The 23,436-nt window shown below is 58.9% G+C and carries 16 protein-coding genes and 1 pseudogene; 3 read left to right on the top strand and 14 right to left on the bottom strand.

Features of this window, described 5'->3' with window-relative positions; translation table 11 throughout:
• From DBR30_RS22770 to DBR30_RS21240, 13 genes and pseudogenes are all read right to left on the bottom strand, one after another.
• Window positions 1-95 (bottom strand): annotated as a pseudogene (locus DBR30_RS22770) (ATP-binding cassette domain-containing protein); the annotation flags it as partial.
• A complete protein-coding gene (locus DBR30_RS11150; RefSeq protein WP_108540809.1) occupies window positions 95-883 on the bottom strand; it encodes an ATP-binding cassette domain-containing protein in 789 nt (262 codons plus the stop codon). The gene DBR30_RS11150 and the pseudogene DBR30_RS22770, both read right to left, overlap by 1 nt.
• The gene (locus DBR30_RS11145; RefSeq protein ID WP_108588349.1) at window positions 877-1,689 is read right to left on the bottom strand and encodes an ABC transporter permease; all 813 of its coding nucleotides are present in this window, start codon (window positions 1,687-1,689) and stop codon (window positions 877-879) included. The genes DBR30_RS11150 and DBR30_RS11145 overlap by 7 nt, the downstream gene beginning before the upstream one ends.
• The gene (locus tag DBR30_RS11140) at window positions 1,679-2,683 is read right to left on the bottom strand and encodes an ABC transporter permease (RefSeq protein WP_108541750.1); all 1,005 of its coding nucleotides are present in this window, start codon (window positions 2,681-2,683) and stop codon (window positions 1,679-1,681) included. Before DBR30_RS11140 ends, DBR30_RS11145 begins: the two co-directional genes overlap by 11 nt.
• Window positions 2,668-4,278 carry an ABC transporter substrate-binding protein gene (locus tag DBR30_RS11135; protein ID WP_108541751.1) on the bottom strand — a complete coding sequence of 537 codons (1,611 nt, stop codon included), beginning with the start codon at window positions 4,276-4,278 and terminating at the stop codon, window positions 2,668-2,670. The genes DBR30_RS11140 and DBR30_RS11135 overlap by 16 nt, the downstream gene beginning before the upstream one ends.
• Window positions 4,279-4,409: 131 nt before the next feature.
• Complete coding sequence (gene hybE, locus DBR30_RS11130) at window positions 4,410-4,961, bottom strand: hydrogenase-2 assembly chaperone (protein WP_108541752.1); 552 nt, start codon at window positions 4,959-4,961, stop codon at window positions 4,410-4,412.
• On the bottom strand, window positions 4,943-5,473 hold the full coding sequence (locus DBR30_RS11125; RefSeq protein ID WP_108541753.1) for a HyaD/HybD family hydrogenase maturation endopeptidase: 531 nt from the start codon (window positions 5,471-5,473) through the stop codon (window positions 4,943-4,945). The genes hybE and DBR30_RS11125 overlap by 19 nt, the downstream gene beginning before the upstream one ends.
• Window positions 5,473-7,176 (bottom strand): hydrogenase 2 large subunit, encoded by a 1,704-nt coding sequence (gene hybC / locus DBR30_RS11120; RefSeq protein WP_108541754.1) that lies wholly within the window; start codon window positions 7,174-7,176, stop codon window positions 5,473-5,475. Before hybC ends, DBR30_RS11125 begins: the two co-directional genes overlap by 1 nt.
• Window positions 7,173-8,360 (bottom strand): Ni/Fe-hydrogenase cytochrome b subunit, encoded by a 1,188-nt coding sequence (hybB, locus tag DBR30_RS11115; RefSeq protein ID WP_108541755.1) that lies wholly within the window; start codon window positions 8,358-8,360, stop codon window positions 7,173-7,175. The genes hybC and hybB overlap by 4 nt, the downstream gene beginning before the upstream one ends.
• Complete coding sequence (gene hybA / locus DBR30_RS11110) at window positions 8,353-9,399, bottom strand: hydrogenase 2 operon protein HybA (protein WP_108541756.1); 1,047 nt, start codon at window positions 9,397-9,399, stop codon at window positions 8,353-8,355. Before hybA ends, hybB begins: the two co-directional genes overlap by 8 nt.
• A gap of 2 nt (window positions 9,400-9,401) precedes the next feature.
• Window positions 9,402-10,535, bottom strand: coding sequence for a hydrogenase 2 small subunit (gene hybO, locus DBR30_RS11105; RefSeq protein WP_042053845.1), 1,134 nt, complete (start codon window positions 10,533-10,535; stop codon window positions 9,402-9,404).
• A 956-nt stretch (window positions 10,536-11,491) separates the two neighbouring features.
• Entirely contained in the window at window positions 11,492-15,511 is a 4,020-nt protein-coding gene (locus tag DBR30_RS11100) for an ATP-binding protein (protein WP_181363554.1), read from the bottom strand.
• Window positions 15,508-15,684, bottom strand: a complete 177-nt coding sequence (locus DBR30_RS21240) for a hypothetical protein (protein ID WP_181363553.1) — start codon at window positions 15,682-15,684, stop codon at window positions 15,508-15,510. The genes DBR30_RS11100 and DBR30_RS21240 overlap by 4 nt, the downstream gene beginning before the upstream one ends.
• Before the next feature lie 374 nt (window positions 15,685-16,058).
• Between DBR30_RS21240 and DBR30_RS11095 the strand changes: the two genes are divergently transcribed.
• The 3 genes from DBR30_RS11095 to DBR30_RS11085 all read left to right on the top strand — a co-directional run bounded on the left by DBR30_RS11095 (window position 16,059) and on the right by DBR30_RS11085 (window position 22,177).
• The gene (locus DBR30_RS11095; RefSeq protein WP_108541758.1) at window positions 16,059-17,675 is read left to right on the top strand and encodes a response regulator; all 1,617 of its coding nucleotides are present in this window, start codon (window positions 16,059-16,061) and stop codon (window positions 17,673-17,675) included.
• A 237-nt stretch (window positions 17,676-17,912) separates the two neighbouring features.
• The gene (locus DBR30_RS11090) at window positions 17,913-20,828 is read left to right on the top strand and encodes an HD domain-containing phosphohydrolase (RefSeq protein WP_108541759.1); all 2,916 of its coding nucleotides are present in this window, start codon (window positions 17,913-17,915) and stop codon (window positions 20,826-20,828) included.
• A 302-nt stretch (window positions 20,829-21,130) separates the two neighbouring features.
• A complete protein-coding gene (locus tag DBR30_RS11085; protein ID WP_108541760.1) occupies window positions 21,131-22,177 on the top strand; it encodes a diguanylate cyclase domain-containing protein in 1,047 nt (348 codons plus the stop codon).
• 44 nt (window positions 22,178-22,221) lie between these two features.
• On the opposite strand, the gene DBR30_RS11080 is transcribed toward DBR30_RS11085, so the two are convergent.
• Window positions 22,222-23,358, bottom strand: a complete 1,137-nt coding sequence (locus tag DBR30_RS11080) for a glycosyltransferase family 4 protein (RefSeq protein WP_108541761.1) — start codon at window positions 23,356-23,358, stop codon at window positions 22,222-22,224.
• Window positions 23,359-23,436 lie beyond the last annotated feature (78 nt).

Here is a 23,436-nt window from a genome sequence, read left to right as displayed (position 1 = left end):
ATGCCGAGCCGCTCCCCCGCTTTCACCGTCAGCGATAACCCCTGCCAGAGGGGGCGTTCCCCCTGCGCGATGGTGAGATCTCGTACTTCAAACATCAGGGCACCTCCGGCACAGAGAAGAGAACGTTGAACTCCGGCAGCGCCTGCCAGTGGGCACGGAGCATCTCGCTCCCCTGCCCCTGGCGCAGATGGTGGCTGCTCAAGGTATCGCTCACTTGGCCCTGATGGAGCGCCACGATGCGATCGGCAAAGCGGGCCGCCAGCGCCAGATCGTGGGTCACCCAGAGGATACCGCTGCCCTGATTGGCCAATTCGCGCAACTGGCCGAGCAGCAGACAGGCCAGCCCCTCGTCGAGCCAGGCGGTGATCTCGTCCGCCAGAATGTAGCGGGCGCCGCCAAGGGCCGCGGTGCAGGCCAGAATGCGCTTGGCCATGCCGCCGGAGAGCTGGCGCGGATAGCGGTCCAGGGTGGCAGCGGGCAGCTGATAGCGCAGCAGTTGCTCGCCAAGCCGCTCGCGAGACCCGTTCTGGCCACAGAGACGTGCCGCCCGGCCCAACTGGCGCTCCACCGTCAGCAATGGATTGAGGGCGTTCACCCCCTGCGGCACATAGCAGAGGGTGTGGCCGCGCAGACGGGCCCGGCTGGCGTCGCACAGGGGCACGCCATCGAGCGAAATAGTGCCGCGCATCCGCAGGTTGTCTGGCAGCAGGGTCAGGGCGCTTTGCAGCAGCAGGCTCTTGCCCTCGCCACTCCCCCCCACCAGTGCCACTATCTCCCCCGGCGCCAGTTGCAGGCTGATATCGGTCAGCAAAGGCTGCCATCGCCGTCGCCCCAGCCAGGAGTAGTGGGCCGCTTCTATGGTCACATGGTCGAAGCTCAGCATTGTTCACTCCCAAACCAGAGTTGTTGCAGGGCGCGGGTAGCTTGATCAAACAGTAAAACCAAGGTCAGCAGCATCAGCCCGGGGAAGAGGGCCAGCCACCAGCCGCCACCAGCCAGATAGCGCAGGGCATCGGCCAGCAGCAGGCCAAGGGAGGCCTCGTGGGCCGCCAGCCCAAAGCCGAGAAAGCTCAGCGCCGCGCTATGCAGCACCGCGTGGGGGAACATCAGCAAGGTGCCGATAAACCACTGGGGCAACAACCCCGGCAACAGGTGGGTGCGCCAGCGACGCAGCGCCCCCATCCCCTGACAGCGGGCCAGCACCACATAGTCACTGCAGGCGATCCGCCGCGCCTCGGCGCAGAGAATGAGCGCCAGCTTGGGCCAGTGGGTCAGGGCCACCGCCAGGATCACCCCGCGCATGCCCCCCCCTACGGTAAAGCAGATCAAAATCAGCAGCAGCATATGGGGCAGTGCCAGCATGGCGTCGATCACCATTCGCACCGCCGCATCACATCTGGGGTGAATGAGCGACACGCTTGCCGCCACCATGGCCAGCAGGCCACTGCAGAGGGCCGTGCTGATCCCCAGCTCCAGACTGGTGAGGGTGCCCTGAAAGGCCCGCAACCAGAGATCACGCCCCATCTGATCGGTGCCGAACCAGTGGACCAACGAGGGGGGCTGCTGGCGCGCCAGCAGATCCATTGGCACATCCTGAGCCGACAAACTCCAGCCATAGGCGGCCAGCAGCGCCAATCCGAACAGGGCAAAACCCAGCCGCAGTATGGAGGGAAACGGATTAAACAGCATGCTCGCCCTCCCAACCCCGATTGATGCGCGCCAGCAGCAAACTGGCCACCGTATTGCCAATAAAGACCAGCAGGGTACAGAACAGCACGATTCCCATCAGCAAGGGGATATCTCCCCTAAGCCCCGCATCCACGGTCGCCTGGCCAAGCCCCGGATAGGAGAAGACCTTCTCCGCCAACAGGGATCCGCCAATCAACTCACCGAGGGAGGCAAACTGCAGGCAGAGCGCCGGAGTCAGGGCGTGGCGCAACACGTGAAAACGCAGCATGGGCCAGCCGCCATCCCCCTGAGCGCGGGCGTAGCGGATAAAGTCGCTCTCCAGCACCTCGGCCACTCGCCCCCGGGTGTGCAGGGCGATATTGCCCACCCCGAGCAGCGCCAGGGTGGTCACCGGCAACAGCAGATGACGCAACCGCAATGCCCAGTCAGCCTCATCGGCAGAGAGGCCCGGCGTCCAGGCACAGCAGACAGGGAGCAACGGCCAGTGCACCGCAAACAGGGCGAGCAGTAACAGGCCGACCCAGAAGGTGGGCAGGGAGGCGAGCAGGTAGGCAAACCGGCAGATAAGGCGATCGGGCCAGCGGTTGAGATAGCGACCGGCGCAGAGCCCCAGCAGAATGCCAAAAAAGCCGGAGAGCAGCCAGGCGCCCGCCAGCAGCAGGAAGGAGGCGGCAAAGCGGCTGCCAATCACCTGAGCCACCGGCGCGTTATAGAGCATGGAGTAACCGAGATCCCCCTGCAGCACCTGGCTAAACCAGTGCCAGTAGCGCAGCCAGAGCGGCTGATCCAGCCCCCAGCGGGCGGCGATGCGGGCGTACTGCTCGGGCGGCACATGGAGCAGATCGTTGCCGATATAGGCCTTGATGGGATCGATGGGGGAGTAGCTGAGCAACACAAAGGTCGCGACCGACACCAAGCATAAAAGCCCTACCAGACGCAGCAGGGCTTTCACAGTGACACTCATCATAGTGGACGAACTTAGCGGCACGTCCACCGCCAATCCTGCAGGTTGTTGAGCAGGGACCAGCTACCGTGGATTTCCGGCGCCCCCTTGCCAAGATCGATGCAACGGTTGGCGAGATAGGTGTGCTGCACGTTTAGCAGCCAGGCCCAGGCCGCATCTCCCTGCACTCCGGCGCCGGTTTTGCCATCCCACTCCACCTGCTGCCAGAACGGCACGGCCGCCTGCCAGTTCGGAGCATCCAGCGCCTGCTTGAGGTGGCCATCCACCACAGGGTTGCTGTAGTAGCCCGGGTTGTAGAACTCCACGCCACCGGAGCCGCTCTGGTAGTGGTGATAGAGCTCCATAGGATCCAGACTCCCCCACCCCATTAGCACCGGATTGGCGTGCATCTCCCGCTCCACCTGCTCCCAGCTGCCGGACTTGAGGCTCACCTCAAGGCCGATGGGTTTGAGCATGGCGCGCACCGCTTCCGCCAGATCCCGGCGGGTGCTGTCACCGCTGGTGTACCAGAGGGTAACGGCGGCGCGCAGGTCGCCTTTGTGACGAATGCCGTCACTGCCCATCTTCCAGCCCGCCTCATCGAGCAGGGCATTGGCGTGGGCCGCATCCCCATCCTTGAAGGCGGTGGCTTTGTTCAGCCAGGGCAGGCCTTCTACCGCGCTGTAGGCGGGGATGGCATGTCCTTCCAGCAGTTGATCGGCCAGCAGCTTGCGGTCGATGGCGTAGTTGATGGCGCGGCGCACCGCTACATCCGAGGTCACGTCGTTGCCGATGGGATAACCCTTGGCATCTTTTTTACCAGCAGGAGGAATGGGGAAGACGATGCCGCGGTTCTCCACGCTCGGCCGCACCCACAGCTTGAGGGAGGCAGGGACTGTGGGCGCCAGTGACGGGGCAATACGCACCACATCGAGCTGGCTACTCTGGGCCGCGGCGTAGGCGCTCTCTTCATCGATAAAGACAAAGACCAGCCGTTTGAAGTCATTGTTGCCACCGGCGTAATAGGGGTTCGCCTCTACCACCAGCTGTTGACCGGGCAGGAAGCTCACTAGCCGGTAAGGGCCGGCACCGACCGGCTTTTGGGCATATGCTTTTGCGTCGTAATCCTGCTTCGACACTATCCCCAAAGATCCCAGCACGTTGACGAAGGTGCTCTGGGGAGCACTCAGGGTGATGGCAACTTCGGTGGGTGAGAGCACCTTGGCCGAGACAAAGTTGCCCATGTCGATCTTGCCGCCGCCTTGGGCTGCGCTGTTGTAGGTGAAGGCCACATCCTCGGCGGTGAGCGGTGCACCATTGGAGAATTTCAGGTCAGGCTTGAGGGTAATGAGCCACCCCTTGCCATCCTTGCTCGGGGTCACCGACTGGGTGAGCACATTCTGCCAGCTGAGATCGGCGTTCTGCTTGAGCAGCGGGCTATGCAGCAGCAGGTAGCTGCCGTGGCTCCAGCCGAGCAAAGGGTCAAACCCTTCGGTGGGTTCGGCTCCGATGGCGAGCTTGAGCTCGGCAGGCACAGGTTGGGCAGCGGCCAGCGCCGCGTGGGAGGCGGTGCCCAGCAGCAGGGTCAACAGGACGGTAGCGCTGGATCTAGCGTAATGGCGAAGGGAATTGTGTGGAACAGTCATGGGGATCCTTCTTGTTTTGTACCACTCACGGATCATCACTCAAAAAAGAGGCAGAATGCGTGATTTGACATGGGAGTGAGGGGCCAAAATGGCCCCCTATTCTAAACTTGATTTCGCGTGAAACCTAGCGACTATGCCGGTTGACCGCGCCGTGCACCGAATAGCCGTCTGCGACCCAGATCCACGCCGGCAGCCCCTTGCTGCACCGGCAAGGAGAGCAGCATCTTGAGGGTGCTGCTCACCAGTGCTCGCCCCTCCCCGGCCCCGAGATGGGGATCGAGCGGCGACATCAGGGAGCAGGCCAGCAGCTGTCCCGTCTCGGGCAGTTCACCCACCATAAAAGTCATGTTGCCGCAGGGGAGCTGCAGGGCGAGGCGATCGCTGCTGCTGCGCACCGGCCACAGTTGATCCGGCCCCGGCAACACCACCACGCTCAGCATCCAGGGGGTGAGCACGCAGCCGAGCCACTGCTCTTCAAACAGCACGCACTCGGCCACGATGGGCATGCTGGCGTGATAGAAGGGCAGCGCCTGCATCTCTTCGCGAGCGATCCGCTCGTACTGGGCTACCAGCAAGGGCGCAGGATTGCTGGCAAACCCGGCAAACTCCTGCGCTGTCTCCGGTACTCTCTCCAGCATTCTCTCCTGCACTCTCTCAGCCTCGCTTAAATGGGATTGCGCCATAGGCCCTCCCGCGCTTGTTCAGCTTTCTCCTGCTCAGAGAGCGGAATGGCGGGCGCACCAACGGCAGCCAGCAGGGTCAAAATCCGATCCGTCGCCTCCCCCATGGCGGCTGCCACCACTGGGGTGAGGCCGATACGGGGTTCGAGGGATTCGGGCTCGACCCCGATCAGGGTGAGCCGCTTTGGCGACTCCCCCGTCATGTGCAGCGCCGAGAGCACGTCCGCCAACCCCAGTTGGTGCGGGGAGATCTTGCGGCCAAACAGGGTCGGGATCTCCTCATCCTTCAGGGTCACCACTGTGCCCGGCGGATTACCGCTGCGCACCGCATCCACCAGAATGATGTGATCGCGACTGGCCATCGCTTCGAGCAACTCCATGCCGGCGGTACCGCCGTCGAGCAGCTCGATGCCGGGGGCGAAACGGTATTCGCGCCCCAGCGCCTCGACGATGCGAACCCCCACCGCCTCATCGCTCAACAGCAGGTTGCCCACGCCCAGGATCAGGGTGTTCATCACAGCACCTTCACCTGAGTCGTTTCACCATTTTGGGTATCCACCACATGCACTGCGCAGGACATGCAGGGGTCGAACGAGTGAACGGTGCGCACCACTTCCAGCGGCTTGGCCGGATCGGCTACCGGGGTGCCCACCAGCGATTGCTCGTAGGGGCCGGGTTCATCGTTGAAGTTGCGCGGGCCCGAGTTCCAGGTCGATGGCACCACCGCCTGATAGTTCTCGATCTTGCCATCCTTGATGACGATCCAGTGGGAGAGCATGCCACGCGGCGCCTCTTCAAAGCCCACCCCGCGAAACTCTTTATCCGCCGGGATCTCGGCCTTGATATAGGCGGTGGTATCCCCCTTGCCGATGTTGTCCACCAGCGCCTTCCATTGATGGGACAGGGTATCTTTGAGCACGCAGCAGCGCACCGCGCGACCGATGATGCGGCCCATGGTGGAGTGCAGCTGTTCGGTCTTGATGGCCGAGCCGGTGAGCGCCTTGTAGATGCCGTTCAGCTGCTCGAAATGCGCCACCGTCTCCGGGTGTTTGGCGGCAAGCTTCACCAAGAGGTCTGCGAGCGGCCCCACCTCCACCACCTTGCCGTAGAAGGTGGGGGATTTGACCCAGGAGTATTTGCCGTCATCCTGCCAGCCGGTGTAATCGGGCTCGGTCTTGCCCTCCCAGGGTTTGAGGGGCTCGTCATCCTTGTACCAGGCGTGCTTGTTGCTCTCGGCGATGCCGTCCATCAGCCAGCCATCCTGATGGCTCTCGATGGGGCGATATCCCGTCAGATTACCATTCTCGATATAGCCGCCCGGCATCAAGAAGCTGCCGCCGTCGGCGTCGGTGGGGAGTTCGGGCACGCTCAGGTAGTGCTTGGCCCCCTGCCCCAGACTCAGCCACTCGGGGTAGTGAGCGGCGATGATGGCGGCATCCACCTTGTAGACCTGTTCGATAAACTCGCCGAGCCGGTCGATGAAGCTCTTCACATAGAGCAGCCGTTCGAGGTTGAGTACGCTCGGCGCATCCAGATTGATCGGGTTGGCCACGCCACCCACCGCCAGATTCTGGATGTGGGGGGTTTTACCGCCGAGGATGGCGACAATGCGGTTGGCATCGCGCTGGCACTCCAGTGCCTGCAGATAGTGGGCCACGGCGATGAGGTTCACCTCCGGGCTCAGCTTCATCGCCTTGTGACCCCAGTAGCCGTTGGCAAAGATGCCAAGCTGGCCGCTGGCTACCAACGCGCGAATTTTATCCTGCACCTTGGTCAGCTCGTCGGCACTGTTGAGGGACCAGGTCGATACCCCCTTGAGCATGTCCGCCGCTTTTTGCGGATTGGCCTCAAGGGCCGCGGTGATGTCCACCCAGTCCAGCGCGGAGAGCTGGTAGAAGTGGACGATGTGATCGTGGATGTTGTGGGCCGCGATGATGAGGTTGCGGATGTACTGGGCATTGACCGGCACCTTGGCGCCGATGGCGTTCTCCACCGCCCGCACCGAGGCGATGGCGTGAATGGAGGTGCACACCCCGCAAATGCGCTGCACTATCATCCAGGCATCGCGCGGGTCATTGCCCTTGACGATCTCCTCCATCCCGCGCCACATGGTGCCGGACGACCAGGCCTTGGTGACAACGCCGCCTTCGATTTCACAGTCGATACGAAGGTGACCCTCGATGCGGGTGATGGGGTCTATGGTGATACGTTGGCTCATACGTTGGCTTTCCCTCGGGCCTGATAATCTTGGTGAACACGTTCAAGTGATGGCAGTACCGGCAACAGCCGGATCAGCAGCAAATAGGCACACACTTCGATGGCAACAAAGCCAAGGGAGATCAGCACCTCCGTCGCGGAGGGGAAGTAGTGGTAGCCATTGCCGGGGTTGAAGGCGATCAGGGAGTAATCCAGTCGCCAGAGGGCTGCGCCCAGCAGCATGCTGAGGGCCCCCAGAAAGAGCATGCGCGAGTCCCGGCGGCTCTTGTCCCAGTGGAACACCAGCAGCGGGAAGATCATCAGCGCGATCTCGCTCCAGAACAGAATGGAGTAGCGGTTGAACTCGGAAAGGTATTCCGACTTGTCGTGGATGACGATCTCGGCAAAGCGCAACGCCACAAACAGGATCAGGAAGATGTCGATCACCTGGGTCAGTTTGTAGAAGAGCGGCTTCTCGTTGGGGCCACGCCCCGCCAGCCCCGCCTGCACCAGAGAGCCCTCAAACACCACGATGGAAAAGCCCATGATGAATGCGGTCAGAAGCGAAAAGACCGGCAGTAGCTCATAGCTTTGCCAGAGCGGATGGATCTTCTCCCCCGCCACTATCATCAACGAGCCCATGGAGGATTGGTGCATGGTGGGCAACAGAGCCCCCAGCGCCAGCACGAAGAACATGATCTTGTTGAGGCGAATGAGTGACGCCTTCCAGCCGAACTTCTCCAGCAGCACGGGGGCGAACTCCAGCGCCATCACCCCGATATAGATGGTCATGCAGACCGCCGTCTCGAACAGCACCGAGGAGGTGTTGAAGTGACCGGGCAGGTAGAAGTACGGCAGGTTCCAGTAACGCCCCACGTCGATGGTAATGGAGAGGCCACCGAGCGAGTAGCCAAACAGGCTCGCCAACAGGGCCGGTCGCACCAGCGGGTGATACTCGCCCCGGTTGAACACATAAACCGCCCAGGCCAGTGCCCAGCCGCCGCAGGCGAAACCGGTGCCGATCAGCAGATCGAACGAGATCCAGAGTCCCCATGGGTAGCCGCCATTCAGGTCGGTGACCGAACCCAGCCCGAAGACGAGGCGTTTTAAAATCAACATGCCGCACAGCACGGCAAAGGGGGCCAGCACCAGCACAGGCCAGCTGACCAGCTTGCCGCCGAGGGGATACGCCTTGTGATTACTCATTATCCTTGCCTCCCTTTGTGGTGCCCTGATCCTTGATCCGCGTACTCCCCTGATCATGGCCATCATCATGATGGTGATCGTGACCATTCTTGGTGTTGCGGCGAATGAGCACCGAAAGGCCAGTCAGCACCACCATGGGCAGCACCATCCCCTTGTAGAGGGTGTGCTGGATATGCTCGGAGCGGGCTCCGGAGGAGAGCTCCGGCAGGTCGGGCATGTCGAGCTTGGTATAGGGCACCCCGGCCAGCACCAGCACCTGGGTGCCGCCCCCCTCCTTCTCGCCATAGACGTAAGGCTGGTAGTTGGGCACTTCGTGCAGGTAGGGGTCGTTGGCCTTGAGGGTCTGGCGCGGGTAGGCATATTCGCTGCCCGGGGTCGCCAGCAGGCGACGCCTGGCCTCAGCCATCAGCTCCTCCCGGGTGCCGAAGATGACGGCGCCTGTCGGGCACACCTCGACACAGCCGGGCAATTTGCCCTGATCAATCCGTTCAAGCCCCTTCTGGTTGCAGAGCTCGCACTTGTGGATCGCCCCGAACGGGTTGTCGTAGTCATATTTGGGCACGTCGAACGGGCAGCCCACCATGCAGTAACGACAACCGGTACAGACGCTCGGGTCGTAGTGAACGATGCCGGTCTTGGGATCTTTTTTAAGGGCCTGCACCGGGCAGACGGAAACACAGTTGGGATCGACGCAGTGCATGCACTGCTTCTTGATGTAGGCGTAGCCATCCACCAGCTGATCCTTGTGCTCGCCCGCGCCGCTCTTCCACACCTGAATGATGTTGTTGGTGTAGGGGCTCAGCTTGTCGTTGTTGGACCAGGTCTGCTCGCCCGCCGGATTGGCCGGGTTGCCGTTAAGGCGCTGGCACTCCGCCACGCAGGCCTGACAACCGACACAGAGGGTGGAGTCGTAGAGCATGCCAAGCGCACCGGGAATGGGTGGTTTGTTTTTGGCAGCCGCCAGTGCGGTGCCGGGCACGGAGGCCCCGGCTGCCAGCGCGCCGACAGAGGCAAATTTGAGGAAGTTGCGTCTGTTCACGGTTACTCCTCCCGTGACGGATGCTGCCCGGCTTCATGGCGCTTCTGCTGGCGACCGAGTTCACGCACCGTCATCAGACTCACCCCGACCAGCACCCCGAGGGCACCGCCGATCAGCGCGGTGGAAGTGGGGGAGATATGACCCCCCTCCTGAATGGCCACATCGGGCTTGTTGACCCGCGGGGTCGGATTCTCAACCTTGGCAAGCTGGAAGATCCCCTTGCTGAAACCGACACCCTGTTCGTTGCAGCCGTAGCAGGGATGACCGATGCCAACGGGCCAGATGCCACCACCGATATCGCAGAACTCCAGGGTCGAGCAGTTGCCGTAGGTCTCCGGCCCCTTGCAGCCCAGATGATAGAGACACCAGCCCTGACGGTGACCCTCATCACCGAACTCCTTGGCAAAACGCCCTGCGTCGAAGTGCGGACGGCGCTCGCAGTTTTCGTGGATGAGCCGCTCATAGGCAAACAGCGGGCGATTCTTGGCATCGAGCGCCGGCAGCTTGCCATAGGTGATGTAGTAGGCGACCGTAGTAAGGAAGTTGTGGGGATTGGGCGGGCAGCCCGGGATATTGATGATGGGAGTACCGATATTGCCGAGCGCCTCTTCCAGGCTGACGGCGCCGGTCGGGTTACCACCACTGGCGGGGACGCCGCCCCAGGCGGCACAGGAGCCGATGGCAATGACGGCAGCCGCATCGGCAGCCGCGCGGCGAATATGGTCGACGATGGGCTCACCGGCCACCATGCAGTAGATGCCGCCATCTTTGAGCGGAATGGAGCCATCCACTACCAGCACATACTTGCCCTTGTAGCGGGTCATGGCGTTGTGCTTGTTCTCTTCCGCCTGATGACCAAAGGCCGCCGAGAGCACCTCGTGGTACTCCAGCGAAATGGTATTGAGGATCAGGTTCTCGATGGTGGGGTGGGTGGCGCGCAGCAGCGATTCGGTACAACCGGTGCACTCCTGCGCCCCAATCCAGATCACCGGCGGCCGTTCGGGGCTGGTGAGCGCAGTGGCCATCTTGGCGACGGCATGCTGACTTAATCCCAGGGTTGCGGCCATCCCGGCACACAATTTCATAAAATCACGGCGATTAATCCCATGAGCCGATAAAAAATTATCCTCGACCATTCTACTTATTCCCGTAGTGAGCACTTGTTTGATAAATGCTTAATAGCGGAAATGCTAAGGACTCACCCCCCCTGCAGTATTGATCTCTATCAATTTCGACCGGCTTACCCCTATTTTCATCGCGAGCCACATCACAAATGAAATTAATTACCCCCAAAGAGATATTTTGCAGCCCCGTAAATTTTATGAACTTAATTGGACATTAAATAATTAATCACCACATATCCTCTCTTTCACTGCGAGCCAAATTAACATGACTGAAATCTCGGCTATGCCGTTCTTTTAACAATACTGATGCCCACCAATAAATGATCCATTGAATATATCTTTACTCACCTCATTGCATATTTCATGCGGTCATCCACGGGACAACCACCTGACTTACCTCCCCACACCAGAACGGTCTCACGGCCAGCTGCCACCGGTAGCAAGCACAGCCTGTAAGGCACGGCACGATTTCCCTGCATGTCGCTTGGTGTCTGCTTGCATCTTACCTGCGCTGCAGGGCGATGATTGCTCCTGCTAGCCTACACAGTACAACCCCGCTTGGCCTCCCTGACGTTTAACACAGCTTAATAAAAAGATGCCGCCGAGATATGCAGAATCACTATGACCTCCTCCACTCTTTATTGACTTGCATACTGATGAGTAAAATATCGCGCACGCGGATATGTTTACGCACCAACATGAATCTGCATTCAAATTAATGGTGAGAGAAAAAGTGAGGATGTCGGCTGTCTGCAACATAGTAATCATATTTAACTCGCGATACATTCGCTCATCCGGTTACAGATGTTACCGCCAGCATTCACACTATTTACCTTCACGTCACCCTGAGTAATTAACCAGAGCGTAAATATCCATCCCCATCGATAAAGATGATAATTATTCTTGTTCAATAGCGACCAAAAAAAATTAGCAGGGATGATGATGGCAAATGAGAGGCGTGTTAATCATCAGCCGAGCAGTGGCGCCAGCAACTGCAGCGCCTGATCAAACTCGAACTCGTTGACCGCCCGGCTCACCTCTTGAAATGCAGCACGCAGCGGCGATGCACTGCCAGCCAGATCAGCCTCTATCTGCTGACAGAGCGCCAACGCCTGGGCATCGCTCTGTGCCAGCAAGGCCCCCAACTGCTGCAGTTGTGCCGCCAGTATCTCGGCATCGATGCCTCGGGGAGCAGCCACCGTCACGGAGGAATCTGCCAGCGCAGCTTCCAGCCCAGACAGCAGCGGCGTCAGCTCGGCCATCAGGGATGGCAAGCGGGTTGAAACCCCTGCATCATCCCCCTCTTCACAGGCGCGCTCGAGCAGCGCCGCCTGCTCCGCCACACCGGTCGCCCCTATGGTGCTGGCACTGCCCTTGAGGGTGTGAGCCAGACGCCGGGCCGTGACTTTGTCATCCGACACCCACACCGAGTGGAAACTGCCTTCAAACCCCTGCTGCCCGTTACAAAAGCGCTGCAACATATTGCGGTAGAGCGCACTGTCGCCCCCCATCACGGCCATGCCCCGCTGCACGTCAAGGCCGGGCACGCCTTGCCAAGGGGTCGCATCGTCAGTCACCTTCAACTTGCTGGCGGCAGCCAGCGGTCTGGCGGGTGTGATCCAGTGCGAGAGGGTCGCCAGCAACAGCGGCATATTCAAGGGTTTGGCGATGTGGTCATTCATGCCTGCCGCCAGCGCCTTCTCTTTATCCCCGGCCATGGTGCTGGCGGTCATGGCGATAATGGGGATCCGGGCCAGCGCCGGATCGGCGCGGATCAACCGGGTCGCGGTGTACCCGTCCATCACCGGCATCTGGCAATCCATCAGGATACCGTCAAACCCGCGATCTTGCGCCAGCAGGGTGAGCGCCTGTGCCCCATCGCAAGCACAGACCAGGGAGATCTGCTCCTTGCCCAGCAGGGCCAGCGCCACCTCCCGGTTCATGTCGTTATCATCCACCAACAGCAGACGAGCCCCCGCCAGCCCATGAGCAGGCAGCGCAACCTGATGATGGGGGCTTGCATCCGATAACGCCTCCCGTCCCATGGCATCGCCCGCTAGCGCCTGACGCAGTGCTTGCGGAGTAAACGGATGGGCCAGCACATCACACGGCGGCAACCCCAGCGCAGCAAAATGGCTGGCAAGCGGTGCGTGCTCGCTCGAGGTGATCAGCAAGATCGCAGGCGGCGCTGCCAGCGTGCCAACCTCCTGCAACACCTCTGACAACCAGCCATCTCCCTCCTGCCACCCCAGCACAATTCGATCCCTGGGTTTGCCCGCCGCGATGCCTTGATGCAGCAGTGCCAGCAGCGCGGCGGGAGCGTCAGCGCAGACAAGCTCAACGGGCAGCGCCGCCAGCTGGTGGAGAATGGCCGCTCGCGAAACAGGGCGCGGCTCCAGCAACAGCAGACGCTGCGGCGCCAGCGGCATGGCCACATGTTGCTCTTCATGACCCTTATCCGCCAGGGTGGCGAGACAGATACGGAAGTGAAACTCGCTGCCCTGCCCCGGGGAGCTCTCCACCCGGATCTCCCCGTCCATCAGTTGCACCAGATTGTGCGTGATAGCCAAACCAAGACCGGTGCCACCATATTTGCGGGTGGTCGAGCTGTCAGCCTGCTCAAAGGAGTGGAAGAGACGCTGGCACTGCTCGACTGTCATGCCGATACCGCTATCCTGCACACTGCCCTGCAGCCAGATCTTGCCATCTCGCTCGTTACTGCGTGCCAGCCGGACGATCACCTCTCCCTGCTCGGTGAACTTGATGGCATTGCTGGTCAGGTTGAGCAGGATCTGGCCAAGTCGCAGGGGATCACCGCGTAAACGGTCAGGCAGATCACCGGCCAGATCGAACAGCAGCGCCAGCCCCTTTTCCCGCGCCCGGAACGCCGTCAGATCAGCCAGCCACTCGAATACCTCGTTGAGCCGGAAATCCACCTGTTCCAGTTGCAGCTTACCCGCCTCCATCTTTGAGAAGTCGAGGATGTCGTTGAGGATCCCGAGCAGGTTGTTCGCCGCTCTGTCTATCTTGCTCACATAGTTGTGCTGCTCGGGGGAGAGACTGGTTTGCAGCGCCAGATGGGCCATGCCGATGATCGCATTCATCGGCGTGCGGATCTCATGGCTCATGTTGGCCAAAAATTCGCTCTTGGTTCGGGTGGCATCTTCGGCGATCTGCCGGGCTTCAAGCATGGCGGCCTCCGCCTGCTTGCGGTCGCTGAAATCGAAGATGATCCCGTCCAGATAGACGGCCTTGCCCTGGGCATCATAGGTAGCGAGCCCGATGGAGTAGACCCAGCGGATCTGACCCCAGCGATCGAAGATGCGGTACTCGTTGATATATTGCCGATGTTCGGCAATGGCCTCGATGGTGTTGCGGTTGCTCAGGTCGAGGTCGTCGGGATGGATCAAGTCACCAAAATCGCGGCTGTTGCCCACGCCGACAAAATCGCTGGCGGGATAGCCGGTCAATTTTTCCGCCTCGTCGCTGACGAACAACATGGTCCAGGGGTGATGGGGCAGACAGCGATAGACCATACCCGGTACGTTGCGCACCATGGACTGGATCCGCTGCTCGCTCTCGTGCAGCCGCTGGCGATCTGCCGCTATCCGGTCATGGGCCTCCCGCATGGCCTGCTCGGCGGCACGGATCGGGGTGATGTCGACCAGGCTGCCGACCGCACCGCTTCGCTCGCTCTCGGCAAGCTCGATCCCCGAGAGAAAATAGAGCATGTCCAGAGGACGGCCATCCGGCGAGAGCAGACGCACCTCATGCTGCGTTCTGGCCTGACTGCCCGCCACCCTCTGCAATGTGTTGCACTCATCCACCGCATCCAGTCCGACCAGTTGCGGCAACTCCGCCAGCCGCTTGCCCTCGATCGGGCGGGCACCACCAAATGCGCTGGTAAAGGCGCGATTCACCCCCAGCAGGCGACCCTGATTGTCGGTATAGAAGAGAGGATGTGGCAGGGTATCGATCAACGCCTGCTGAAAGGCAAACTGCTCGTTGCGCTCGCGAATACTGCGACGACGCAACATTCGCCCCTGCCAGAGCAGGGCCGAGATCAGACAGATCAACAGGGCTGTGCCGAACAAGGCCACTCGCCGCCATCCTGACACGACCTGATCCACATTGCCCAACAGCAGCAGCGTCCACTGCCCTTTGGCATCGTTCCACTCGAGAGGCATGCGACTCACCAGATAGCTATCGTTCCCAATCCTGACCTCACTGTCATCGAGTGCAGGCAGGATCACCGGTTGACGATCCGGAGCAAAGTAGTGTCCATAGAGGCGAGAGGCAAAGAGTTGCTGTTGCCTGACGGCAGAGTTCGCTCCCACCACCGCCATTTGCCAGTCGCTCTTGTTGCTGGCCATCACCACCCCGTCGGGCGAGACCAGCAAACCGATGGTATCGCCCCACCCGGCCAGAAAGGTATCGAGCAGCGCCATCTCGTAGCGAGCTACCACCACCCCGGTAATGTCGCTTCCTTGCGCCCGATCGTGAGAGACTGGCGCAGCCACATAGATCATCCGCTTGCCGGTATTGAGGCTAACCCCGGCATCTACTGTTTCCAGCCCCTTGAGCCCTTGCCTGAAGTAGGAGCGAAACGACACATCCTGCCCGACGACATGGCGGCCAAGCGCATCCCAATCACGGACAATTACCCCTGCTTTATTGGTAACAAAGGCATGATTGGCCTTCACCCCCTGCGCCAGCACCTGCAGTGCTTCGCTCGGGCTCAGATCCCCCCGCTCGAGCAGTGACGATTGCTGGATCTCGCGGTTTAGGCGGCCAGCCAGTTGCACCGCCCCCATCCCCTTGCTTGATAGGGTCAGTTGCTGCAAATTCTCGCCCTCGCGCTGAATGCGGGTATCCAGCGACTGGCGATACTCCTGCCGCTCCAGTTCCAGATAGAAGGCATCGACCAGTGTGGCCACCATCAGGGAGAGCAACAGCACGGCAGCAATGTGCCAGAGACGGGATTTCATGGTTGATAGCATGCTCCATCGTTCTGTCTGGCCATCATCAGCACCGCCTCACAGGAGAAGACGTGCAATAAAAGGCGCTCACCGAGCAGCGCATTCATCAACTTGTGGCATCCACTCTTATCATCAACCAGCGGCACCATAGGATGAGCCGCGTTCGGGGCAAGATGTTCCATATCTCGTGATTCTCCCTGCCAAGATGGAGGATGGCGACCCTTGCCAACCTTTCTCACACCATAACTGATCCCCCGACAGGCAGCCATGACAACCCGGTTGAAATGTGCGCACAACCCGACAGGAGCCAGCAACTCACAAGGGATAAACCGGATACAAGAAAAAAGTGGCTATGGGGTAATGGCGGTTGTACACCATCAGAAGATGGGTCAGCACCAACGGTATGGTGATATCGGATTGCTCTCTTTATCACGTTGGGTGATGAGCCAGCTTGCAGATTTATATTTCCAGCGCAAGGTAGCAGAGGTATCGGTTGACCAGGGTCATGCACCCTATATTATCATGCTCAAAATGAGCTGGCAGGATACAGCGACAGATGGGCACATCAGAAAGCCATATGGACATAGCAAAAATAATTTCCGGACCCACGCTGGTACTGGAAAAAGATAATGTGCACAGCGATGCGCTATGCAATCAGTTACGAGCCATTGGCATAAGCCAGATTACGGTGGTGGAGAGTGTCGAGGCGCTGGAACGTTGCGTGGCTGATGGCCCTGCCGCCATGATCATCTGCAATATCGATCTCGATTCGGCAAACTTGCTCACGCTGCTGAAAAATATTCGCAGTAGGGCACCTCATCACACACTGCCATTTTTGACCCTGACCTCAGGGACAGATCGCCCATTGATCGAACAATTTGTCCAGGCGAAAGTCTCTGACATTATCTTGACCCCGCTCAAGCCCGATACCCTTAAAACCAGGATCACTCGGCTGCTGTTGGCAACCAGCCAGTCGCAGCCCCCACTTTCACAATTTGAATTCGGTCGTTTGCACCGTTTTTCCAACAGCGATCTGGTCGCCAGCAATCAGGATAGTCCCACCATTCTGGTGGTTGACGATGTTCCAGATAATTTGATGCTGATCACCTCGGTATTTCGCAAAGAGTTTCATCTCAAGTTGGTCAAGGATGGCGAGAAAGCGATCAGGATCTGCCAGTCGAATAATCCCCCTGATCTGGTGCTGCTCGATATCATGATGCCCAATCTGAACGGATTCGATGTTGCCAGAATTTTGCGTGAACATCCCCACTCAGAACACATTCCCATCGTCTTTATGACGGCACTGGATGATATCTATTCCCGTAAACGGGCGATGAAACTCGGAGCTGTCGATTTTATCACCAAGCCGATCGACATCGAGATGCTGCGTTTTCGCATTGCCAATTTGATGCGGCTGGTGCATGCCAGAAGAGATCTGCAAAAAGAGTTCGATCAGATGCTTGAGCTCAACGCGCTCAAAGAGAGCCTCGAGTTCAATATCCGCTATGAAATTCGGGAACCCCTGCTCAACGCGCTACACCTGCTGGAAGAGCTGGCGGCCGACTCATCGCTCAACATGCTCCAAAAAACCCAGCTCTCCATCACCAGAAAATCGGTGGGCGATGCGCTGGCGTTGACCCGGCTGGCCAGCGAGATCTACCAGATTGAAACCGGCACCTTTGTGTTGAAAGCGGGTAAAGTCCAGCTCTTTAATATTTTCAATCGGCTTTCGGTGCAATTCAAAAATCTCTATGCCGGGAAAAAGCTCGATATCAAGCTGACCAAACCCAAAAATTACCTCTATGACGAGCTATTCATCGCAGGTGACGAATTTCTCTGTTATTCCGCGTTTCAAATATTGACACGGCTCGCTTGTGAGCATGCGGCGCCCTCCTCCTGCGTGGAAATTGTCTGTCTGAAATACCCCGACAGCATTATTTTAAATATTGATAGCTCGACCTTGCTGGATATCAACAATGTCCTCTCTCTGTTCGACAGATTCCCATCCTCTAATAACAACAAAGAAGCACACAGTCACAATGGCTATCATGGCAAAATCATGCTGGAAGCCCATGGCGCCACCGTCACTGTGTCGCTGGATGAAGAGACCCGGCTGCTGAATATCTCGGCGCACTTCCCGCAAAAAGAGGGTTTCAATCCATATCCAGAGTGAAAAGAATCACGATCACAGTACTCAGCGGTAACATCGCCGTGGATCATTTTTGGCTACTGCGATGGGTGAATAAAAAAAGGATTTATCACCCCTTTCCATTTATCGTCATCTGGTGGTTTACGCAACGGGGTATCTTTAATGCAAGCAGCAAGGGCGAACACCATGAAGCTACCCATTATCCTGTTGGGTTATCTCATTTATACCCCACTCAACAAACCCATCCATTAAGGAGATAACATGAGTCTCATTCGCCGCGTTATCCCCTTGTATGTTCATATTGCCCACCTGTTTCTGGGCTTGCTGCTGGTGTTTGCCCTGATCACCCTTGGTCACCAATATCGGCAGACCAAAACCATGTTGATGAAAGAGGCGGAAGAGAGATTCAGCCTGATTGGCCAACTCACGACCCAGGAGCTGGAAGGGCTGTTTAGCTCCTCGGCCCTGAGTGTCAATCTGCTCGCCCAGCAGCGCTTGACCAAGGCCACAACCCTGGCAGACCGCATGGCCAACATCCCCTATATGGCGACCCTGTTAACAGGGCTGCCCTCGGCCAACAGGGTCTATGCCGGTTACAACAACGGCGATGTGTTCCGGCTGATGCGCTGGCCTGCCGACACCGAGGTGCAACATCTGACTCCCCCTGCCAATACCCGCTGGATCGTCAAAAGCGTCCGGCATCAGGAGGCAACCACGCTCACCGATATCTTCGCGCTGGCCGACAACCTCACCGTCATCGAGCATCAACAGGTATCAGGGCAGCTCTTTGATGCCAGAGAGCGCCCCTGGTTTATTCAGGCCAAGCAGGCCGGGCGACTGGTTCAGACACCACCCTACATCACGCTCGATACCCGGGAAGTCAACGTGAGTGTTGCCAAACCGATGCAAAACGGGGCTGGCGTCATCGGGGTAGATATGAGCCTTCGCTCCATCGAACGCCTGCTCAAGTCCGCCATGATCACCCCCAATATGCGGCTGGCTATTGTCAATGATCGGGGAGAACTGATGACCAGCCATAAGGGCGGGATGATCATTCACGGTGAGAACGGCACCTTTAGACTGGCCAAGATAGCGGAGGCCGACCTTCCGATGCTTCCACGACTCATCGATGCCAGCCAACGCCAGAAGATCGATAAACTGACGTTTCAATCAGACGGTCGAGATTGGCAAGGTATGCATATTGAGCTGCCGGAAGCGGATGAGTCACGACAATCACTCTGGATTGCGGCGCCTGTCGATGAACTGCTGGCCAAGGTCATCACCATTCGCAATCAGACCTTCCTTCTGTCGGGCATCTTCCTGATCTTTGCCCTGTTCGCGGCTATCAAGCTGGCCAGAACCGCCGCCAGGCCCCTTGATGATCTGACAGAAGAAGCAGGAAAAATCGCCCACTTCGACTTCAACGACCCGATCAGGGTCAACTCCTATATTGCTGAAATCATCGATCTCTCCCAAGCCATGGGCGACATGAAATCGACCATCCAGCGCTTTTTGCAGCTTTCCACCTCCCTCTCCAGCGAGACCAGTTTCCCCCGCTTGCTGGTGCGGCTGCTCACCGAAATGCAGCAACTGACCGGTGCAACAGGCTGCATGCTCTACCTCTCCGATAGCGGCAACAAGACGCTGTCTCTGGCAGGGTTGTGCTGGAATGGCGAGGTGCAGGAGCAAACGCCGCTCCACAGTATCGGAACCCTCAATCAGCCAAAACACCCACTGTTCCAGAGCTTGCAAGGAGTAGAACTGGAACCCGTTGCGTTGGTCACCAGCGAATTGCAGATCCTGTTTCCCTACATTGAGGAGAGCGACACGCCGCTGACCTTCTGGCCGATTGGCCTGAAAAACCGTGATGGCCAACTGCTCGGCACCCTGGTGTTTTTGATCGATGAACGGAAGAAGTCCCTGACCCCGCAGCGGATGGCATTTGTCAACGCGCTCTCTTCTACCGCCGCCGTGGCACTCACCACCCAGCGACTGCTGGAGGAGCAGCGCAATCTGCTGGAAGCCTTTATCCAGCTCATCGCAGGGGCCATCGATGCCAAGAGCCCCTATACCGGTGGCCACTGTCAACGAGTCCCCGAACTGACCAAGATGCTGGCAGAAGCGGCATGTGAGGCCAAGGAGGGCCCCTTCCAACACTTCTCGCTCGATGAAAAACAGTGGGAAGCAATACATATCGCGGCTTGGCTGCACGACTGCGGCAAAGTCACCACTCCGGAGTTTGTGGTCGACAAGGCCACCAAGCTGGAAACCCTGTGCGATCGCATTCACGAGGTCAGGATGCGCTTTGAAGTGCTGAAACGGGATGCCGAGATTGCCTACTGGCAGGCACGTCTCCATGGGGGTGATGAGGCCACGTTACAGGCCACGCTGCAACAGCAATGGCAACAGCTGGATGAGGAGTTTGCCTTTATCGCCCATTGCAACGAAGGGGGCGAATTTATGGCCACAGAGGATATTGCAAGGCTGCTGCAGATCGCGGGCCGCACCTGGCAGCGCACGCTCTCCGATCGGATTGGGATCTCTCAGGATGAACTGGCGCGCAAACAGCGGGCCGCGGAGTCACCGCTGCCGGTCACCGAACCCTTGTTGGCCGATCGCCCGGATCACCTCTTCACCCGCAGCAACCGCGACCGCCTTGCCCCTGACAACCCTTGGGGATTTCAGGTCAACACCCCTGAATACCTCTATAACCGCGGCGAGCTCTACAACCTCGCCATCCGCCGGGGCACCCTCACAGATGAGGAGCGCTACAAGATCAACGAGCACATGATCCAGACCATCATCATGCTCGAAAAACTCCCCTTCCCCGCCAACCTGAAACAGGTGCCGGAAATCGCAGGGGGACACCATGAGAAGATGGATGGCACTGGTTATCCCAAGCGGCTGAAACGGGACGAGATGAGCATCCCTGCCCGGATGATGGCCATCGCCGATATCTTCGAGGCGCTGACCGCCGGCGATCGCCCCTACAAGAAAGCCAAATCTCTCTCGGAGGCCATCCGCATCATGGGATTCATGCAACAGGATCACCATATCGACCCCGAGCTGTTTGCGCTCTTTCTCCGCTCTGGCGTCTACCTGCGCTATGCCAAGCGTTACATGAGCTCGGAGCTCATTGACGAGGTGGATATCAGCCCCTATCTCGCCAGCCATTGATCGCCGCGAGGCACTCTGGGTTACCTGATGCCTGCAGTCTGGGGATCTGCATGCAGACCCGCCGTCTTGTCACCGGTGGTCACCCCGATGCGTAATAGAGATGAGGAGGATATGCACCGGACAGCCATGCTAATCCTCTCCATGGTACCTTGTTCTGACTGACCTTACGGACACTTGCCAATAACGGTAATCGAACAAAAAAACGAGAAAAATCAAAATAGATAGCCAATTAAAATGACATAATTGACTATAGTTCAATCGAACGTTTGAAAAACGTGACTACTTCACATGGACCCAGTGCAATGACCACTGAACGGGAACTGTTGATCCGCTCACTGTTTGATGAGTACATCGAGCTGTATTCATCACGGGATGATCGGCTCACCACGCGGTTTAGCGACAATTTCAGCGGTTTTGCCGGCAGCAATGATGTTCTGGTTACCGATAGGGATGAGTGGATACGGATAACCCGCCGCGATTTTGCCCAGATCCCGGACAGGATCCGCCTGGAAATACTCGATGTAACCCTGCAAGATCTGGCCGCGGATGTGGTGGCTGTCACCGCCTTCTTCCATATCCATCTACCGAAATCCGAACCTATCCTGTCTCGGCAAACTGCCAGACTGGTGCTGATGTTTCGGCATGAAGCCATAGAGTGGAAAATTGCTCACAGCAGTATCTCCATCCCTTACGGTCTGGCTCGCGAGAACGAAATCTATCCGATGACCAATCTGGAGGAGCGCCAGCATGAGCTGGAGCTCATTATCGAGCTCAGAACCAAAGAGCTGGCCGAAGCGAACCGGAAACTGGAAGCACTCAGCAATACCGACGGGCTCACCAATATCGGCAACCGCCGTCTGTTCGACAACTCATTGAACCAGGCCTGGGAGCGCTGTATTCAGACAAAGATGCCGATTGCGCTCATCATGCTCGACATCGATCATTTCAAGCAGTTCAACGACCTCTATGGCCACGTTGCCGGTGACGAGTGCCTTCGATTGCTGGCCCATACCCTGGCGCAATCCGGGCGCCGCTCAGGGGAGTTGGTGGCTCGCTACGGCGGAGAGGAATTTGTCATCCTGCTGCCACATGTCGAGCGTCAATCCGCCTATGAAATTGCCCAACATATCCAGCGGCTGATTTTTGCACTCGCGCAGCCACACGCACAGAATGGCACCGGCCTGGTGACCGTTAGCATGGGTGTTGCCTGCCTCAGACCATCGAGTCACCGGCAGCCGTCTGAACTGGTAAAACTGGCTGATGCTGCGCTCTACACCGCCAAATCATCCGGCCGTAACTGCATCAGAGTGGCGGAGTCACCCAGCCTCCCGCAATCTGTCTGCCCATAAGACCCTCATACGCCCCCATCCTCCTCACGGGGAACCACTGCGCGCTAACCATGCACGGCAAGGCTCAACGCATCCCATCGCAACATGCCTTCCCACTGATCCAGTGTGCTTTGGTAGGTATCCGCCGCGTTGTAATGGGCCATGGCATGCAAGCGGGCATGATAGCCAAGTCGCTTGACCACATCGGGCATGGCATTGAGGCTTGCCAGCACCCGCGCCAGATCGCCGGGATCGTTTGGCTGATATTTGCGGCAATTCACGTCATCGGTGAGGTGTCGGTCCCACCAGGCGCCATCAGCCGGGATCACCACGCATAATCCTGCCGCCATGGCCTCCAGAATGGAGAGACCGAACGGCTCCTGATGGCTGGTGGAGACAAAAATGCCGCATTGAGACCGGATCTCGTCAAGATTGGCGGGATTGGCATACCAGTGTGTATCTGGCAGCTGTGGCTGAGGCTGGCTGCAGGGTTGCAGCGTGCCCTTGGGCTGCAGATAGCACACCATCAGCTCGGGGCGAGCGTCAGGGATCCGTTGATGGGCGGCAAGCATGGTCTCCAGTCCTTTCCAGCGCAGCAACGAGGCCGCCCACAAAATGCAGGGCCCACCCAGGGTCGCTTTGGGCCAATCAATCTCGCTCAAACCGTTGGTAAATGGCTGCCAGTGTGACGGGAACTCGGTCTCGCCAAGCCGGGCCAGCAACGCCGCCAGGGAGCTGCGTGTCGATTCGAGATAAAACACAAAACTCGCCCGTTGCAGTGCTCTGGCAGAGAGCCCCGAGCACCCCACAGGGCCATGGATCAGCTGAACCACCCGGCACCGCAACCAGCGGGCCGCCCAGTAACAACAGAGATCCACCCCCGGCCCGGACGCCGCCACCAGGCACTTCACCTGCCCCAGACGCAACACCAGCCAGAGGATCAGCAGGGTCTGCCACCCCTGTTTGAGCAGATAGCCGATGCCGGACTCCCGCCCCTTCAATATGTGGGGCAGCCAAAGAGGATGATGCTGGCAACGGGGCCAGGAGTCGGGATCCTGAGTCAACACATGGCATGTGAGCCCGGGCATCCGCTTGGCCAACTCATCGAGCAGCACTTCGGTCGCAACCTTGGAGCCCCCGCGAAACGGGATGGGATCCACGACGATGATCTTTCCAAACACCGGCTCAGTTTGCATGCTCATCTTGCTGCTCCCTTACTCTGGTACCTTGCGGCGGCCAAACCCCAACTGCACTTTTTGCGCCACTCTTGCCATCCCACC

Source organism: Aeromonas sp. HMWF017, from assembly GCF_003061465.1.
Lineage (GTDB): Bacteria > Pseudomonadota > Gammaproteobacteria > Enterobacterales > Aeromonadaceae > Aeromonas > Aeromonas veronii.
The sequence above is the reverse complement of the archived record's forward strand: the minus strand, read 5'-3'. Positions and strand labels throughout refer to the sequence as shown.

Excerpts from the sequence above, each read along its gene's own strand:
- DBR30_RS11150 (WP_108540809.1), bottom strand. The coding sequence starts at position 883 with ATGCTGAGCTTCGACCATGTGACCATAGAAGCGGCCCACTACTCCTGG.
- DBR30_RS11145 (WP_108588349.1), bottom strand. The coding sequence starts at position 1,689 with ATGCTGTTTAATCCGTTTCCCTCCATACTGCGGCTGGGTTTTGCCCTG.
- DBR30_RS11135 (WP_108541751.1), bottom strand. The coding sequence starts at position 4,278 with ATGACTGTTCCACACAATTCCCTTCGCCATTACGCTAGATCCAGCGCT.
- hybE (WP_108541752.1), bottom strand. The coding sequence starts at position 4,961 with ATGGCGCAATCCCATTTAAGCGAGGCTGAGAGAGTGCAGGAGAGAATG.
- DBR30_RS11125 (WP_108541753.1), bottom strand. The coding sequence starts at position 5,473 with ATGAACACCCTGATCCTGGGCGTGGGCAACCTGCTGTTGAGCGATGAG.
- hybC (WP_108541754.1), bottom strand. The coding sequence starts at position 7,176 with ATGAGCCAACGTATCACCATAGACCCCATCACCCGCATCGAGGGTCAC.
- hybB (WP_108541755.1), bottom strand. The coding sequence starts at position 8,360 with ATGAGTAATCACAAGGCGTATCCCCTCGGCGGCAAGCTGGTCAGCTGG.
- hybO (WP_042053845.1), bottom strand. The coding sequence starts at position 10,535 with ATGGTCGAGGATAATTTTTTATCGGCTCATGGGATTAATCGCCGTGAT.
- DBR30_RS11100 (WP_181363554.1), bottom strand. The coding sequence starts at position 15,511 with ATGAAATCCCGTCTCTGGCACATTGCTGCCGTGCTGTTGCTCTCCCTG.
- DBR30_RS21240 (WP_181363553.1), bottom strand. The coding sequence starts at position 15,684 with ATGGAACATCTTGCCCCGAACGCGGCTCATCCTATGGTGCCGCTGGTT.
- DBR30_RS11095 (WP_108541758.1), top strand. The coding sequence starts at position 16,059 with ATGGGCACATCAGAAAGCCATATGGACATAGCAAAAATAATTTCCGGA.
- DBR30_RS11090 (WP_108541759.1), top strand. The coding sequence starts at position 17,913 with ATGAGTCTCATTCGCCGCGTTATCCCCTTGTATGTTCATATTGCCCAC.
- DBR30_RS11085 (WP_108541760.1), top strand. The coding sequence starts at position 21,131 with ATGACCACTGAACGGGAACTGTTGATCCGCTCACTGTTTGATGAGTAC.
- DBR30_RS11080 (WP_108541761.1), bottom strand. The coding sequence starts at position 23,358 with ATGAGCATGCAAACTGAGCCGGTGTTTGGAAAGATCATCGTCGTGGAT.